The organism is Frankia sp. R43, from assembly GCF_001306465.1.
Lineage (GTDB): Bacteria > Actinomycetota > Actinomycetes > Frankiales > Frankiaceae > Parafrankia > Parafrankia irregularis.
In genome coordinates this window covers 287,158-302,004 of sequence record NZ_LFCW01000007.1, presented here as the reverse complement: position 1 = coordinate 302,004, position 14,847 = coordinate 287,158, and the positions used below count along the sequence as shown (strand labels likewise).

General features: G+C 73.0%; 8 protein-coding genes. 6 read left to right on the top strand and 2 right to left on the bottom strand.

The genetic code is table 11. The annotated features are described in order from the left end of the window. Positions 1–248: 248 nt before the first annotated feature. Positions 249–1,397 carry an acetyl-CoA C-acyltransferase gene (locus tag ACG83_RS28805; RefSeq protein WP_054569388.1) on the top strand — a complete coding sequence of 383 codons (1,149 nt, stop codon included), beginning with the start codon at positions 249–251 and terminating at the stop codon, positions 1,395–1,397. A 129-nt stretch (positions 1,398–1,526) separates the two neighbouring features. After that, a complete protein-coding gene (locus ACG83_RS28800; protein ID WP_054569387.1) occupies positions 1,527–2,288 on the top strand; it encodes a 3-hydroxyacyl-CoA dehydrogenase in 762 nt (253 codons plus the stop codon). Between the two features lie 86 nt (positions 2,289–2,374). Here the strand turns inward: ACG83_RS28800 and ACG83_RS28795 are convergent, their stop codons facing one another. Further along, positions 2,375–3,040 carry a response regulator transcription factor gene (locus tag ACG83_RS28795; RefSeq protein WP_054569386.1) on the bottom strand — a complete coding sequence of 222 codons (666 nt, stop codon included), beginning with the start codon at positions 3,038–3,040 and terminating at the stop codon, positions 2,375–2,377. Next, a complete protein-coding gene (locus tag ACG83_RS28790; RefSeq protein WP_054569385.1) occupies positions 3,037–4,449 on the bottom strand; it encodes a sensor histidine kinase in 1,413 nt (470 codons plus the stop codon). Before ACG83_RS28790 ends, ACG83_RS28795 begins: the two co-directional genes overlap by 4 nt. A gap of 198 nt (positions 4,450–4,647) precedes the next feature. On the opposite strand from ACG83_RS28790, the gene ACG83_RS28785 reads away from it, so the two are divergent. The 4 genes from ACG83_RS28785 to ACG83_RS28770 all read left to right on the top strand — a co-directional run bounded on the left by ACG83_RS28785 (position 4,648) and on the right by ACG83_RS28770 (position 14,830). Continuing rightward, positions 4,648–6,948: an MMPL family transporter gene (locus ACG83_RS28785; RefSeq protein WP_083473635.1), complete on the top strand. Its 2,301-nt coding sequence runs from the start codon at positions 4,648–4,650 to the stop codon at positions 6,946–6,948. A 439-nt stretch (positions 6,949–7,387) separates the two neighbouring features. Then, on the top strand, positions 7,388–11,830 hold the full coding sequence (locus ACG83_RS47050) for an alpha-(1->3)-arabinofuranosyltransferase family protein (RefSeq protein WP_235498251.1): 4,443 nt from the start codon (positions 7,388–7,390) through the stop codon (positions 11,828–11,830). Continuing rightward, positions 11,827–13,386, top strand: coding sequence for a hypothetical protein (locus tag ACG83_RS28775; protein WP_152991542.1), 1,560 nt, complete (start codon positions 11,827–11,829; stop codon positions 13,384–13,386). Before ACG83_RS47050 ends, ACG83_RS28775 begins: the two co-directional genes overlap by 4 nt. Further along, positions 13,379–14,830, top strand: coding sequence for a lipopolysaccharide biosynthesis protein (locus ACG83_RS28770; protein WP_235498250.1), 1,452 nt, complete (start codon positions 13,379–13,381; stop codon positions 14,828–14,830). The genes ACG83_RS28775 and ACG83_RS28770 overlap by 8 nt, the downstream gene beginning before the upstream one ends. Positions 14,831–14,847 lie beyond the last annotated feature (17 nt).

Below are 14,847 nucleotides of genomic sequence, written 5' to 3'. Positions count from 1 at the left end.
CGGCGTGCGTTCGTCGCGCCCGCTCTCCCGAGCATGCCATTCATCGTCTTCCGCCCTCCGAGGGCGTCAACGCATCGGGAGCCGTCCGCCGGGCCGCGTCCGCGTCCGGAGTCGACCGTCGTGGTCACCGTCAGGCTTGACTGTGACGCCGCCTCACCGTCAGCATTGACGGTGACGGTCGCGCGGCCAGTTCCGCCGACCCCCACCGCCACTCGTCGGCGGATCAACCCTCGACCGAGGAGCAGCACATGCCGGATGCCGTGATCGTGGAGGCCGTACGTACACCCGTCGGGAAGCGCAACGGCGGGCTCGCCGGTGTGCATCCGACGGACCTGTCCGCGCACGTGCTGCGCTCGCTGGCCGCCCGGGCCGGGATCGACCCGGTGGTCATCGACGACGTGATCTGGGGCTGTGTGTCCCAGGTCGGTGAGCAGACCCTGGACATCGCCCGCAACGCCCCGCTCGCCGCCGGCTGGCCCGAGTCGGTCACCGGCGTGACGGTGGACCGGCAGTGCGGCTCGTCCCAGCAGGCCGTCCACTTCGCCGCCGCCGGGCTGATCGCCGGCCACTACGACATCGTCGTGGCCGGCGGTGTCGAGTCGATGAGCCGGGTCCCGATGGGCAGCTCGTCGCTGGGCCAGGATCCGCTGGGCCCCGACTTCCACGCCCGCTACGGCCCGGACTCCCCGAACCAGGGGATCGGCGCCGAGATGATCGCGCAGCGGTGGGGCCTGAGCCGCACCCAGCTCGACGAGTTCTCCCTCGCCTCGCACGAGAAGGCGGCCGCGGCCCAGGACGAGGGCCGGCTCGACGCGCAGATCGCCCCGGTCACCCTCCCCGACGGCACGGTGATCAGCCGCGACGAGGGCATCCGCCGCGGCGGCACGCTGGAGACGCTGGGCGGCCTCAAGACCGTGTTCAGGCCGGAAGGCGGCGTCGTCACCGCGGGGAACAGCTCGCAGATCTCGGACGGGTCGGCGGCGCTGCTGATGACCACCAGCGAGACGGCCCGTGAGCTGGGCCTGACCCCGATCGTGCGGGTACACACCGCGGTGCTCGCCGGCGCCGACCCGGTGATCATGCTGACCGCGCCGATCCCAGCTACTCAGAAGGCGCTGCGCCGTTCCGGGCTGCGGCTGGACGAGATCGGTGCATTCGAGGTCAACGAGGCGTTCGCGCCGGTGCCGCTGGCCTGGCTGGCCGACCTCGGCGCCGACGCGAAGGCGCTCAACCCGAACGGCGGCGCGATCGCGCTCGGCCACCCGCTGGGCGGCTCCGGTGCCCGGCTCACCACCACCCTGGTGCACCACATGCGGGACAACGGGATCCGCTACGGGCTGCAGACCATGTGCGAGGGCGGCGGCCAGGCCAACGCCACCATCTTCGAGCTGCTCTGAGCCGCTTGAGCCGCGCTGAGCTGAGCCCCTTGAGCTGCGCTGAGCGCATCGAGCCGTTCCGGGCGTCTCGTCCGTCCGGCTGTACCGAAACAGCAACGTCGTGAAGTCAGAGTCTGAAGGGAACAGCAGTTGAACATCACCGACTCGGTCGCGCTGGTCACCGGCGGAGCCTCCGGTCTTGGGCTGGCGACGACGGAGAAGCTGCTGGAGGCCGGCGCCTCCGTAGTGATCATCGACCTGCCGAGCTCCGACGGCGCCGCGGTCGCGGACAAGCTGGGCGAGCGGGTGCGGTTCGCTCCCGGTGACGTCCGCAGCGAGGCGGACGTCACCGCCGCACTGGACGTCGCGGCCGAGCTCGGCACCCTGCGGGTCGCGGTCAACTGCGCCGGCACCGGCAACGGCATCAAGACCGTGGGCAAGGACGGCCCGTTCCCGCTCGACCAGTTCCAGCGGATCATCGACATCAACCTGGTCGGCACCTTCAACGTGGTCCGGCTCGCGGCGGCGCGGATGGCCGCTGCCGAGCCGCTCGGCGAGGAGCGCGGCGTCATCGTGAACACCGCCTCGGTGGCGGCGTTCGAGGGCCAGATCGGGCAGGCCGCCTACTCGGCGTCGAAGAGCGGCGTGGCCGGGATGACCCTGCCGATCGCCCGCGACCTGGCCAACCTGAAGATCCGGGTCATGACGATCGCCCCGGGCCTCTACGACACCCCGCTGCTCGCCACCCTGCCCGAGGAGGCCCGTGCCTCCCTGGGCCGCCAGGTGCCGCACCCGTCGCGGCTGGGGAACCCGGTGGAGTTCGGCGCGCTGGTCGCCCACATCGTGTCCAACCCGATGCTCAATGGCGAGGTGATCCGCCTCGACGGCGCCATCCGGATGGCGCCCCGGTAAGCGACCACCGTCACGGCGGCAACCCGGTGACGGCGGCAAGCGGCAGTCCTGCGGCTGCCTGGGCCCGGGATCTTGGAGCGTGAGCGTCAGCTGGTGGGATCGATGAGGCGGGCCTGGTAGGCCATGACGACGAGCTGGGCGCGGTCGCGGGCGCCGAGCTTGGTCATCGCCCGGTTGACGTGGGTCTTGGCCGTCGCGGGGGAGAGGAAGAGCCGTTCGGCGATCTCGTCGTTGGTCAGGCCTTCGGCGACGAGCCGCACGACCTCGGTCTCCCGGTTGGTCAGCCCGTCCAGCGTGCCCAGCGCGGGAGTGCTGGTCTGGCGGGGCCGGGCGATGTAGTCGGCGATGAGCTGGCGGGTGGCCAGCGGTGAGAGCAGTGCGTCGCCGTGCGCCACCACGCGCAGCGCGCTGACCAGCTCCTCGGGTTCGATGCCCTTGCCGAGGAAGCCGCTGGCGCCGGCGCGCAGCGCCTCGAAGACGTACTCGTCCACCTCGAAGGTGGTCAGGACCAGGATGCGGGTGCCGGCCAGCCGCGGGTCGGCGGTGATCGCTCGGGTGGCGGCGATGCCGTCCAGCTCGGGCATCCGGATGTCCATGAGCACGACGTCGGGCACGAGCTCGGTCGCCAGGCGGATGGCCTCCGCGCCGTCGGCGGCTTCACCTGCCACCTCCATGTCGGGGGCGGCGTCGATGAACACCCGGAAGCCGGCCCGCACCAGCGGCTGGTCGTCCGCGAGCAGCACCCTGATCAACGTTCGGCTCCCGCGGCTCTGACGGCGTCTGTGGTCCTGCTTGCGTCTGTGGTCCGGACGGCTTCGGCGGCTCTGACAGCTTCCGGCGCCACGACAACAGTGGACTCCACCACGGTGCGGCGGGGCTGGCGGGGGTCGTGCTCGTCGAGCGGAGGCGGAACGGGCAGCCGCGCGAGAACCGTGAACGCCCCGTCCGGGGTGTGGCCGGCGCGCAGCCGCCCGCCGAGCGCCGCCGCCCGCTCCCGCATCCCGGTGATTCCGTGCCCGGCGGTGGGGCCGGTCTCGACGATGTCCCGCTCGATCGACCCGAAGTCCGCGAGGTGGTGCGCGATCTGCCCAGCGCCGGCCCCACGCCCGGCCCCATCCCCGGCTCCAGCTCCAGCACCAGCAGTTCCAGCGCCGGAGCCGGCGTCCGCTCCGCCGCTGCGGATCTGGATGCCGAGCTCGTGCTGCCCGTAGGCGAGGCAGAGGGTGGTCGGGGTGCCGCGGGCGTGCTTGTAGGCGTTGGTCAGGGATTCCTGGACGATCCGGTAGGCAGCCAGGTCGATGAGCACCGGCAGCTCCCGGGGCTGGCCGTCGCGGTGCAGATCGAGCGGCAGGCCGGCGGCGGCGAAGCCGGAGGTCAGCTCGTCGAGGTGCTCCAGCCCTCGCACCGGGCCGGACAGGCTCGGCTCGTCCGGGTCGCGCAGCACCCGGACGAGGGAGTTCAGTTCGTCGAGCACCGTGCGCCCGGCCTGGCGGACGTGGCCGAGCGACTCCTCGGCCTTGTCGGGGTCGAGGCGCAGCACATGGGCGGCGACGGCGGACTGCACGTTGATGAGCACGACATGGTGGCCGACGACGTCATGCAGCTCGCGGGCGATGCGCAGCCGCTCCTCGGCGACCTGCCGGCGGGCCTCCTGCTCGCGACCCAGCTCGGCCCGGATGGCGCGTTCCTCCACGGCCGAGATGTAGTCGCGCCGGCCGCGAACCGAGTACCCGGCGACCGTGGACAGGCCGATCCAGGTCCACAGCGGGGCGATCTCGCTGACGTCCGGCCGGTGTAGCAGGTTCACCAGTGACAGGGCCAGACCCACGGAGAGGGCGCAGTACCAGGCCGCCGCCCCCGGACGGCGGGAGGCGAGTGCGTACAGGGCGGCGCCGACCGCGAGCGTCGGCCCCGGGGTGTGCTGGTCGGTCACCGAGCCGACGACCACCAGTGCCAGGACGACCGCCACCACGCCCACCGGCCAGCGGCGGCGGGCGAGCAGCGCCACGGCGGCGAGCGCGCTCAGCAGGAGCGAGAGCGCGGTGAACTCGCCTGCCTCGTCGTCCTGGGCGGTGAGGGTGACCAGCATCCCCAGGCCGAAGACGACCAGCGAGACCAGGAGGTCGAGGGCGGCGGGACGGGTACGGAAAAAGCCCCGCACTGCCAGCCATCCCGGCGAGAGTCCGTCAGACACCTTCTCAACTGTAGCCGGGCGCGGCCAGGTGTCGACCCACGGTGATGGTACCCCGGTGTACCGCGGCCGTGGTACACGGGCGGCTCCCGGCGCCGCGGCTGCGGTAGCGCGAAGTGTCCACGCTGGCTGGATGTGCTCACCGCCCGTCGCGACAAGGCTTGGGGCATGGCATTCCACCTACAACGCCTCGGGCGTTTCGCCTTCCGCCGCCGCGGACTGGTCATCGCCCTGTGGATCGGGGTTCTGGCGCTGACCGGGATCGGCGCGGCGACCCTGTCGGGCCCGACGTCGAACTCGTTCACGCTGCCGGGTACCGAATCCCAGCGGGCGGTGGACCTGCTGAAGGACCGGTTCCCAGCCATGCAGGCGGATGGAGCGGTCGCCCGGATCGTCTTCGCGGCACCCGACGGGCAGAAGCTCACCGACCCCGCCTGGCGGGCCGCCGTCGCCGACGTCGTCGACGACTTCACCGGCGGGGCCGACGTCGCCACGGTCACCGACCCGTACAGCAACCAGCTCTCGCAGGATGCCACGGTCGGCTACGCGCAGGTCAGCTACACCGTGGCTTCGGCTGATCTGTCCGACGAGGCGAAGGACACCCTCGAGCACGCGATCGGCACCGGCCGGGACGCGGGCCTGACGGTGGAGGCCGGCGGTGACGCGGCCGAGGAGGCCTCGCACAGCGGCGCGACCGAGCTGATCGGGCTGGCCGTCGCCGCCGTCGTCCTGGTCATCACGCTGGGCTCGCTGGTCGCCGCGGGCCTGCCGCTGCTCGTCGCGATCGTCAGCGTCGGTATCGCGATGACCGCGATCACCGCCGCGACCGGCTTCATGGAGCTGTCGTCGAACACCTCGACGCTCGCCGTGATGCTCGGCCTCGCCGTCGCGATCGACTACTCGCTGTTCATCATCTCCCGCTACCGCCAGGAGTTGGGCCGCGGTCTCGACCGTGAGCATGCCGCCGGCCGGGCCATCGGCACCGCCGGGTCGGCTGTCGTGTTCGCCGGGCTGACCGTGGCGATCGCGCTGGTCGGGCTCGCCGTCGTCAACATCCCGTTCCTGACCGAGATGGGCATCGCGGCCAGCGTCGCCGTCCTGCTCGCGGTCGCCGTCGCGCTGACCCTGGTGCCCGCAATGCTCGGCGTGGCCGGGCGACGGGTCCGGCCCCGCGCCGAGGCCGCCGCCCAGCACCGGCCGACCGACACCACCCGCAGCCGCCGCTGGGCGTCCTGGGTCACGCGCCATCCCGCGGCCGTCCTCGTCGGCACCGCCATCGGTCTCGGCGTCGTGGCGATCCCGGCGCTCGACCTGCGCCTCGCGCTGCCCGACGAGGGCACCTCGGCGCCCGACACCTCGGCCCGCAAGGCCTACGATCTCCTGTCCGCCGACTTCGGCGCCGGCTTCAACGGCCCTCTCACGATCACCATCGACACCCGGCCCGGCGGCGGCGACTCCGCTGGTGGTGCCGCCGCTGGTGGTGCCGCCGCCGCACCGGCAGCGGACCCGGCCGCGACCGCGGCTGCGGTCGCGAACAGCATCGCCGGGCTCGACGACGTCGCCAAGGTCACCCCGGCGACCGTCAACCCGGCCGGTGACACGGCGGTGTTCAGCGTCATCCCGAACTCCGGCCCGGCGGCCGAGGAGACGTCCGACCTGGTCCGTGCCATCCGTGACCTGCCGCAGCCGGCCGGCGCCGAGGTCGCGGTCACCGGTTCCACCGCGCTGGCGGTCGACATCACCGACAGCCTCTCCGACGCGCTGGTGCCGTACCTGATCGTCGTCGTCGGCCTGGCGATCATCCTGCTCTGCCTGGTCTTCCGCTCGATCCTGGTCCCGCTCACGGCGGTCGGCGGATTCCTGCTCACGGTCGTCGCCACCCTCGGCGCCACCGTCGCGGTCTTCCAGTGGGGCTGGCTGGACGGCCTGATCGGCATCGAGGGCCAGACCGGGCCGATCATGAGCCTGCTCCCGCTGCTGGTCGTCGGCCTGGTGTTCGGCCTCGCCATGGACTACCAGGTCTTCCTGGTCACCGGCATGCGTGAGCAGTACGTCCACGGCGCGCACCCGACCAGCGCGGTCATCAACGGCTTCGACCACGGAGCCAGGGTCGTCATCGCCGCGGCCATCATCATGATCAGTGTCTTCGCCGGGTTCATCCTCACCCCGGAGGCGCTGATCAAGCAGATGGGTCTCGCGCTCGCCTTCGGGGTCGCGGTGGACGCCTTCCTCGTCCGCATGACGATCATCCCGGCGGTGATGGCCCTGCTCGGCCGCTCCGCCTGGTGGCTGCCGCGCCGGCTCGACCGCGTCCTGCCCAACGTCGACGTCGAAGGCGCCAGCCTCGACGGGGCGCCGCAGCTACCCGGGCCGCGCGAGGGCACGGATGCGCCCGCCGACTCCACGCGGGAACGGGACGTGCTCGTGACCGCGGCGCCGTCGGCGCCCAGCCGGCGCCCCGAGCCCTGACCCCGGCCTCACCTCGCGGGCCCGCGCCGCGCGTAACCGTACTTCTCCCTCCCTGGCGCCGATGTCCCCGGTCGTGCCGCGGCACGACCGGGGACATCGGCGTGTGCACGGGGTTCCGACCGGCGCCGCCAAAGTGGAGGGCTCACTGCTCAGGGTGTGTATCGCCCGGGTGTGGCCTCGCTTTTCTTGCTCTTGGTAAGCAATAAATCGCCGCTGGTGTCAGATCGAAGCGGAGGGTTTTCGTCCGTAAATGTTCGCAGACATCGAATGTTCGGTATAGCCAGCTTTGCGACGTTCTGCCATAGTGGCTGCGACATTGGGTGGTCGAGTCTGCTTCGAGGGCAGGCGGCCGGCGGTCCACTGTCCCCGACGGCTGAGCTGACGCGGAAGAGGCGTTTGCGAATGGATATAGTATCCGATTTACCTGAGGCGATCTCCGGTGCCGGCTAAGCCACCGTCGGTGGCGCCACCGACGACGCCACCGTTCGCGGCCACCGGGCGATCCGCGGTGCGGCTCCCCGAGCGTTCCGCCGAATCCTCCGCCGAGCGATCAGCCGAACGATTAGCGGGGCCATCGGCTGGCCGATCCGCCGGCCCGCCGGCCGAGCCGGCGCTCGACGTCCACCCCGCCAGCGCGGCGCGTACGTCCCGCTGGCATCTGCTGTGGATCGCACTCGGATACATCACCCTGTTCGTGCTCCAGGCGCCGGGCAACCTCACCGCCGACACGAAGCTCGCCGTCGCGGTCAACCCGCAGCTGTACCTGTCGGACGCCACGCATCTGTGGAACTCGACCTCGGACTTCGGGTTCGTCCCGAACCAGGTCTCCGGCTACCTCTTCCCGATGGGGACGTTCTTCCTCTCTGGCCATCTGCTCGGCCTGCCGCCGTGGCTCACCCAGCGGCTCTGGATGGCCCTGCTGCTCACGGTCGCCACCTGGGGCGTCGTGCGCCTCGCCGACACCCTGCGGATCGGCCGGCCGGCGAGCCGGGTACTCGGCGGTCTCGGCTACACGCTCTCCCCGATGTTCCTGGGCAAGATCGGGGCGAGCTCGGTCGCGATGACCGGTGCGGCGATGCTGCCGTGGATCGTCCTACCGCTGGTGCGTGCCCTGCGGCCGGACGGTGCGGGCGGGGACGACACCGGACTCGCCGGGCCCCAGGCGCCGCCGGAACCCGCCACCGGTGGGCGGCGGCGGGGGCAGTGGAACCGGGGGCAGTGGAACCGGGGGCAGTCACAGCGGCGGAACCGACAGCCATCGGTGGCCGGCAGGCCCGTCTCGGCCGAGACCAGGCTCGCCCCGCGCCGCGCGGCCGCGTTGTCGGGCCTGGCGGTCCTGTGCATCGGCGGCGTCAACGCGAGCGTGGTGGCCGGCGTGCTGCTGTGCCCGGCGGTGTTGCTGGCCTTCGCGGGCGGCAGCCGGCGGGTGTGGGCGCTGCGGGCCTGGTGGTGCGTCGCGGTCGTGCTCGCGACGGCCTGGTGGGCGATCGGCCTGGTGGCGATGGGCAGGTTCGGGATGGACTTCATCCCGTTCACCGAGTCCGTCGCCGTCACGACGTCGACCGCCTCGGTGCCCGAGACGTTGCGCACCGCCACCGACTGGATGGCGTACCTGCGCCTGCCGACCGCCTGGCTACCGGCCGCGACCGCGCTCGTCAGCTCGCGGTACGCGATCGCCGGCTCCTACGTGATCGCGGCGCTGTCGATGTGGGGCCTCGCCCGCCGTGATCTGCCGGCGCGCAGGTTCCTGCTGGTCACGTTCGGCATCGGCACGGTGGCGATCACCGCCGGGTACTCGGGTGCCCTGGGCGGCCCGGTCTCCACCCATGTGCATGCCCTGCTCGAGGGTCCGCTGAGTCCGCTACGCAACGTGTTCAAGTTCATGTCGGTGACGCACCTGCCGATGGCTCTCGGGCTGACCCATGCGCTCGGGATCGTCGTGGGCCGCCTCGCACGCAGGGCCGGGAACACCGGCACCGCGCTGACCGGCACCGGGCCGACCGGGGTCACGGCGCTGGAGCCGATGGAGCACACGGTGCAGCTGCGGCGGCCGACCGCCGCCGACGGCCTGCCCCCGGCAGCGCGTGCGCGGCGGCACCGGCGGGGCGACGACCGGCGGGGTGACGACAAGTGTGCTCACGGCCGGGGCGACTGGCGACGGGTGACTGCGCGCGGCGTCGTGGTCCTGTCCGTCGTCGCGCTGATCGCCGGGATGCTTCCCGTTCTCGAGGGCAAGGTCCTGCAGCCCGGCGCGTTCGAGGAGGTCCCCGGGTACTGGACGGAGGCCGTCGACTGGCTGGAGGCGAACCCCGACGGCGGGCGCACCCTGCTGCTGCCGGGCACACCGTTCGCCGAATACGACTGGGGGCGTCCGCTCGACGAGCCGATGCGGTGGCTCACCACGACGCCGTGGGCCGAGCGCAGCCTCATCCCGCTCGGCAGCGTCGGTAACACCCGCTGGCTGGACGGCGTCGAGAACGCCCTGTCCGACGACGGCACCGGCCTCGCCGCCGCGCTCGTTCGCGCCGGCGTGGGGCAGGTCCTGATCCGCAACAACCTGGACGACGACGACTGGGACATCCCGCCGTCCACGGACGAGGTCCACCGGGCGCTGGAACGCAGCGGCCTGCAGCGTGTCGCGACCTTCGGGCCCCAGGTCCCGGGTCGGCTGTCGTCACGGGAACGGGCGCTGCCGAAGAACCGGCAGCGCACCCCCGACCCCGCGCCCGCGCTGGAGGTGTGGACGGTGCCCGGCGGTGCCCGGACGGTCGAGGCGTACCCGGCCGCGAACGCTCTGGTGGTGTCCGGCGGCCCCGAGGCGACGGTGCAGCTCGCCGCGCACGGCCTGCTCCCCACCGACCGCGCCACGGTCCTCGCCCAGGATCTCGGTGATCCCGCCGACGTCACGGCGAACAGGGGCACGGTCGCCGCGTTGGCGGATGTCACCTCGCCGAGCGACGTCCTGACCCCGACGACCGGGCTCGCCGTCACCGACACGTTCGGCCGGCGCGACTACAGCTTCGGTGTCGTCCACAGCTCCGCCTCCTATCTCCTCGGCCCGACGGAGGACGCCGCGGGCAGAGGCGAGCTGTCGAAGGAGTGGACGGACCGGCCGGCCGCCGGTCACCAGACGACGTCCGCCTATGCCGGCGGGAAGTCGGTGACGGCGTCGTCGTACGGCTTCCTGCTGCGGGCCGCGCCCGAGTTCGGGCCGGCGAGCGCCGTCGACGGCCTGGCGTACACCTCGTGGATGGCCCGCCCCGACCCGGCCACCGGCTCGGAGGGCGCCTGGCTCAGGGCCGACGTCGGCACGCCGGTGACCGTGCCCTACCTGGAGATCAGGCTTCTCGTCGACATCGCCAAGCGGCCGGTGCCGCGGGTGATCAGGGTGACCACGGCGGGCGGCTCGGTCGACACTCCGGTGGCCGCGACCGAGGACGCGCAGCGGCTGACGGTGCCCGCGGGGGAGAGCTCCTGGTACCAGGTCACGCTCGTCGACGTCGTCGGCGGTGACCAGGAGCGGATGGGCGCCGGGATCGCCGAGCTGACGGTGCCCGGGCAGACCTTCGAGCGCTACGCCCAGGTGCCGTCCGACGCGACCGGGCTCTTCACGGGGGAGGCCACCGGACCGGTGCTGTTCGCCTTCGACCGGGAACGGGCGGACATCACCCAGCCGTTCAGCGCCTCGGAAGAACTCGCGATCTCACGCAGGTTCGACACGCCGCGCCCGATGCGGTTCACCCTCACGGCCACCGCGACGGCCGTGCCGCCCAAGGAGGGGACGCCACGGGTAGCCGAAGCGCCCGCAGTCCTCGACTGTGTGCGGGGACCCACGATCGTCATCGACGGCACCTCCTACCGGATGCGGGTCGAGGGAAGCACCACCGACTTCGCCTCCGGGCAACCGATGCGCGCGACCCTGTGCACACCGGACGGCACGGTCGCGCTGGCCGCGGGGACGCACCAGCTGACTGTCGTGCGGGACGAATCCGCGCTGCTCGTCGACACGATCTCGCTGGTCGGCGCCACCGCGCAGACCGGCACCTCCGCGCAGACCGGCACCTCCGCGCAGACCGGCACCTCCGCGCAGACCGGCACCTCCGCGCAGACCGGCACCGTCGCTCAGTCCGGCGCCTCTGCTCAAACGGGCGCCTCCGCGCAGACTGCCGTCGCCGAGGAGGCGGCTGCGCCGCGGCAGACCACCGTCGGGGAATGGACGGCGGAGCGGCGAAGGGTCGAGATCGTTGCGGGGGCGCGGGCGTTCCTCGCCGTGCACGAGAACGCGAGCCGCTCCTGGACGGCGACCCTCAACGGTGAGCCGCTGACACCGGTGCGCCTGGACGGCTGGCAGCAGGGCTGGATCGTGCCGGCGGGTGCCGGCGGCACGGTGGAGATCGAGAACAGGCCCGGCCTTCGCTATCGGACCGGCCTTGCCGTCGGACTCGTGCTGGCACTGCTGCTGGTGGCACTGGTGCTGGTGCCCGGCCGCATCCGGCTACGCCGATCGTCGGACCCGGATGACTACCCCTGGTTCCCGGACCCGCGGCGGTCGACGTTGCTGCGGGCGGGCGCCAGGCTGCCCCGGTGGTGGGTCACGACAACCGCGGCCACGCTCGCCGTGCTGCTGGTGGCCGGTCCGGTCGCCCTGGCGGTACCGCTGTGTGCCGTCGCGGCGAAACGATGGCCCCAGGCGCTGCCATGGGTCGCCGCGGCCGGAGTGGTCGCCGCCGGCGTCGTCATGCTCGTCACCCCGGACGTGGCACCCAGGACAGGCGAAGGCGCGTTCAGCGGATGGGCGCAGGCGGCCGGTGCCATCGCCTTCGCGGCGACCGTGGCCGCGCTTTCGATTCCTCGGCGGAGCCGGCGGGGGGCCGGACGGTGACCGGCCGAGCTACGGCCCGGGGGGTCGCCCACCGCCCGCTCAGCCTGCCAGAGCAGGTGCTGCTGGCGTCGGAGCAGAGCGAGATGCCGATCATCATCGCGCTGTTCGGCCGGACCGACGGGCATGTCGACGCCGGTTGCCTGGCGGCGGCGACGCTGCCGGTGTTCGCACGGCACCCGGCGGCCAGGTCCGAGCTGCCCGGCCGATCAGGGGGTGGTGGCTGGCGCATCCTCCCCGATCCGCGCCGCGCGTCGGTGGCCGAGGCCGCCGTCGCCAGTCCGCGCCACGCCTGGTACGCCCTGCGCCAGCACATGCTGGCGGGAATCGACCTGGGCCGCGCGCCGCTGGTGCGGCTGCTGGTGGTGCACCATCCGGACGGCGACTGGATCGGCATCGTCGGGCACCACCTGGCGATAGACGGCCGCGGCCTGCTCGTCCTGCTGACCGAGACCATGGCGGCCTACCAGCCGCCGCCGGCCCGCGCACTGGTCCGGGCCGACACATCCAACGCGTTCCATGGCGGTGCGGGGCGCGTGCCGGGACCAGGTGGCGCGCCGCGATCAGGCGGCGTGCCGCGAACGGGAGGCGTGCCGCGAACGGGAGGCGCGGCCCCGCCGGACGGCCCGGCCGTCGGCCCGTGCCGGGCGGCCCGAACGGGAACCGTCCGATGGCCGGCTCACGACTCACGCTTCCTCCGCCCGGCGGGGGCATCGGACATCGGCGGATTCGCGTTCGTGCCCCAGGTGATCCCCGCGCCGCGCGCGGCGAGACTGCCGGACGGACGACGGCCCACCGTCAACGACGTGCTGGTCGCCGCGGCCCACCTCGCCGCCGACCGCTGGAACGCCAGCCGCGGGCGGGCCAGCGGAACCCTGCGGGTCCGGGTCCCGGTCCGGGCGGCGGCATCCGGTGACCTGGACGGTCTGTCCTCCGGATTCGCCATCATCGCGAGCAGCCCGGTCGAACGCGATGTGCCGTCGCGGCTGCTCGGGACCGTCGTCGACGGGACGGCGGCCGCGAAGGCGACGTCGTCAGGCACGCCGGGCCCGGCCGCGCCGGCAGGTCCGGCCGCGCCGGCAGGGCCGGCAGGGCCGCGCCGTCCGGCAGCGGCGCGAGGGCTGGGGGTGGCGCGAGAGCTGGCGCAGCGGTGCCTGACCGCGATGCCGGGGCGGCTGCGAACGGGATTGCTGCGGTTCGCCGTCGCGTTGGCGCGGCCCGCGCTCATGCCGACTGTCGCGGTGAGCAACATCGGCCATGTGTCGACCAGCCTCACGGTCGGCCCGGGCGGCCCGCGGCTGCTGGACCTGCACCTCACCGCCCCGGCGAGGATGCCGCAGGGTCTTGCCATCCATGTCGTCCGGATGGCCGGACAGGTGCATCTGACGTTCTGCTACGCCCGTGGGCTGTTCAGCCATGACTCGGCTCGCGAGTTCGTCGGCCTGTTCCGCATCGCCGTGGCCGAGCTCGCGGATTCGGCTGATCCGGCTGATCCGGCTGATCCCGCCGATGCGGCGGATCCGGCCCCGGCAGCTGTGACGGCTGATGCCGGTGGGTGACGTGCCGCGCGGTGGGGTGCTGGCCACGGTGATCAGGCGGGATGTCGTCACCGAGATGCTGCGCGGGCCGATGCTGCTGGCAGCGGCCGGGATCGTCGCCAACGCCCTCAACCTCGTCATGAACCTGACGCTGGCGAGGATCATGGATCCGTCCGGATACGGCGCCGTCGTCGTCCAGACGAACGTCTACATGGTTCTCGCCGTGGTCGGCACCGCCGTGCTGAGCGCTGTCGTGCACCGCGACCTGGTCCAGACCGACGGCACCCGGCACGAGCGCAGGCAGTGGATCCGGCGGCTGCGTGCCATGACGTTCCTCGCCGCGCTGGTGGCCGCGCTGGCGTCGCTCGCGCTGTGCAGACCGGTCGCGGCCCTGCTGGCCTACCCGCATCCGATCGCGATCGCGGAGGCGGCAAGCGCCGCGGCCCTGTGGGTGGGCGTGTGCATCGAGCGCGGGCTGCTCCAGGCCAGGCGCAACTATCCCGGCCTCGCCCGGAACGTGATCTTCGAGACGGTTCTGCGGGTGACCTGCATCGTCGCCGCGGCCCAGACCGGGCTCGGGGTGAACGGCGCCGGCCTCGGTCTGCTGGTCGGCGCCGTGGTCGGTGCCGCGGCCGCCCGCCGGACGGTGGCCCGCACGCCCCGGGACGTCCCGCCGCTCCCGCCGCTCCCGCCGGCCGACCATCCGCCCGCCGCGGCGACGGCGTCCCCGGCACCGCGGCGGCGGACCCGGGACGCGCTGATCGCGGACACCTCCGTGGCGCTGGCGACCCTGGTGCCGCTCGCCCTGCTGCAGAACATCGACGTCGTGGTCGTCGGCTGGCTCAACCCGGACGCGGTGGGCGGCTACGCGGCGATCTCCACCGCCTGCAAGGTGCCGGTGTTCCTCGGGCTGGCGGTGGCGAGCTACCTGCTCGCGGAGGCGGCCAGGCGGCACCGGGAGGGCCGGCCCGCGCACCGGGCACTGGCGATGGCGATGGCTGTCGTCGTCACGCCGGGACTGGGACTGGCCGCCGTCGGCGCGGTCGCGGGCCGTCAGTTCATGTCGGTGCTCTTCGGGCCGGATCTGGCGGTGGCCGCGCCGTCGTTGTGGGTGCTCGCCGTCGCGACCACCTTCCTTTCGGTCACTCTGCTGTTCGCGACATACCTGTTGGGAGCCGGCAACCGGAAGATCGTCTGGGTGCTCGCGGTGTGTACCCCGCTGGCCGCGGCATCCCTCGTTCTGGCCGGCGGGGACATCATGAAAACGGCCGTGGCACTGCTCGGATGCCAGGCGTTGACCGCGGCCGCGGCCGGCGCGCTGGTGTTCCGGCGGCGCGGCGCACGGCCGGCAGCCCGTCCAGTGCCCGTGCCCGGCATGATGCCCGCACCGGATCCGTCCAGGCAGGCCACCAGACATGCGGCCGCTACCTTCGGCGACGATGCGAACGCCGGCCTGGCCAGGTGATCGAGCATCGCCGATTT

Excerpts from the sequence above, each read along its gene's own strand:
- ACG83_RS28805 (WP_054569388.1), top strand. The coding sequence starts at position 249 with ATGCCGGATGCCGTGATCGTGGAGGCCGTACGTACACCCGTCGGGAAG.
- ACG83_RS28785 (WP_083473635.1), top strand. The coding sequence starts at position 4,648 with ATGGCATTCCACCTACAACGCCTCGGGCGTTTCGCCTTCCGCCGCCGC.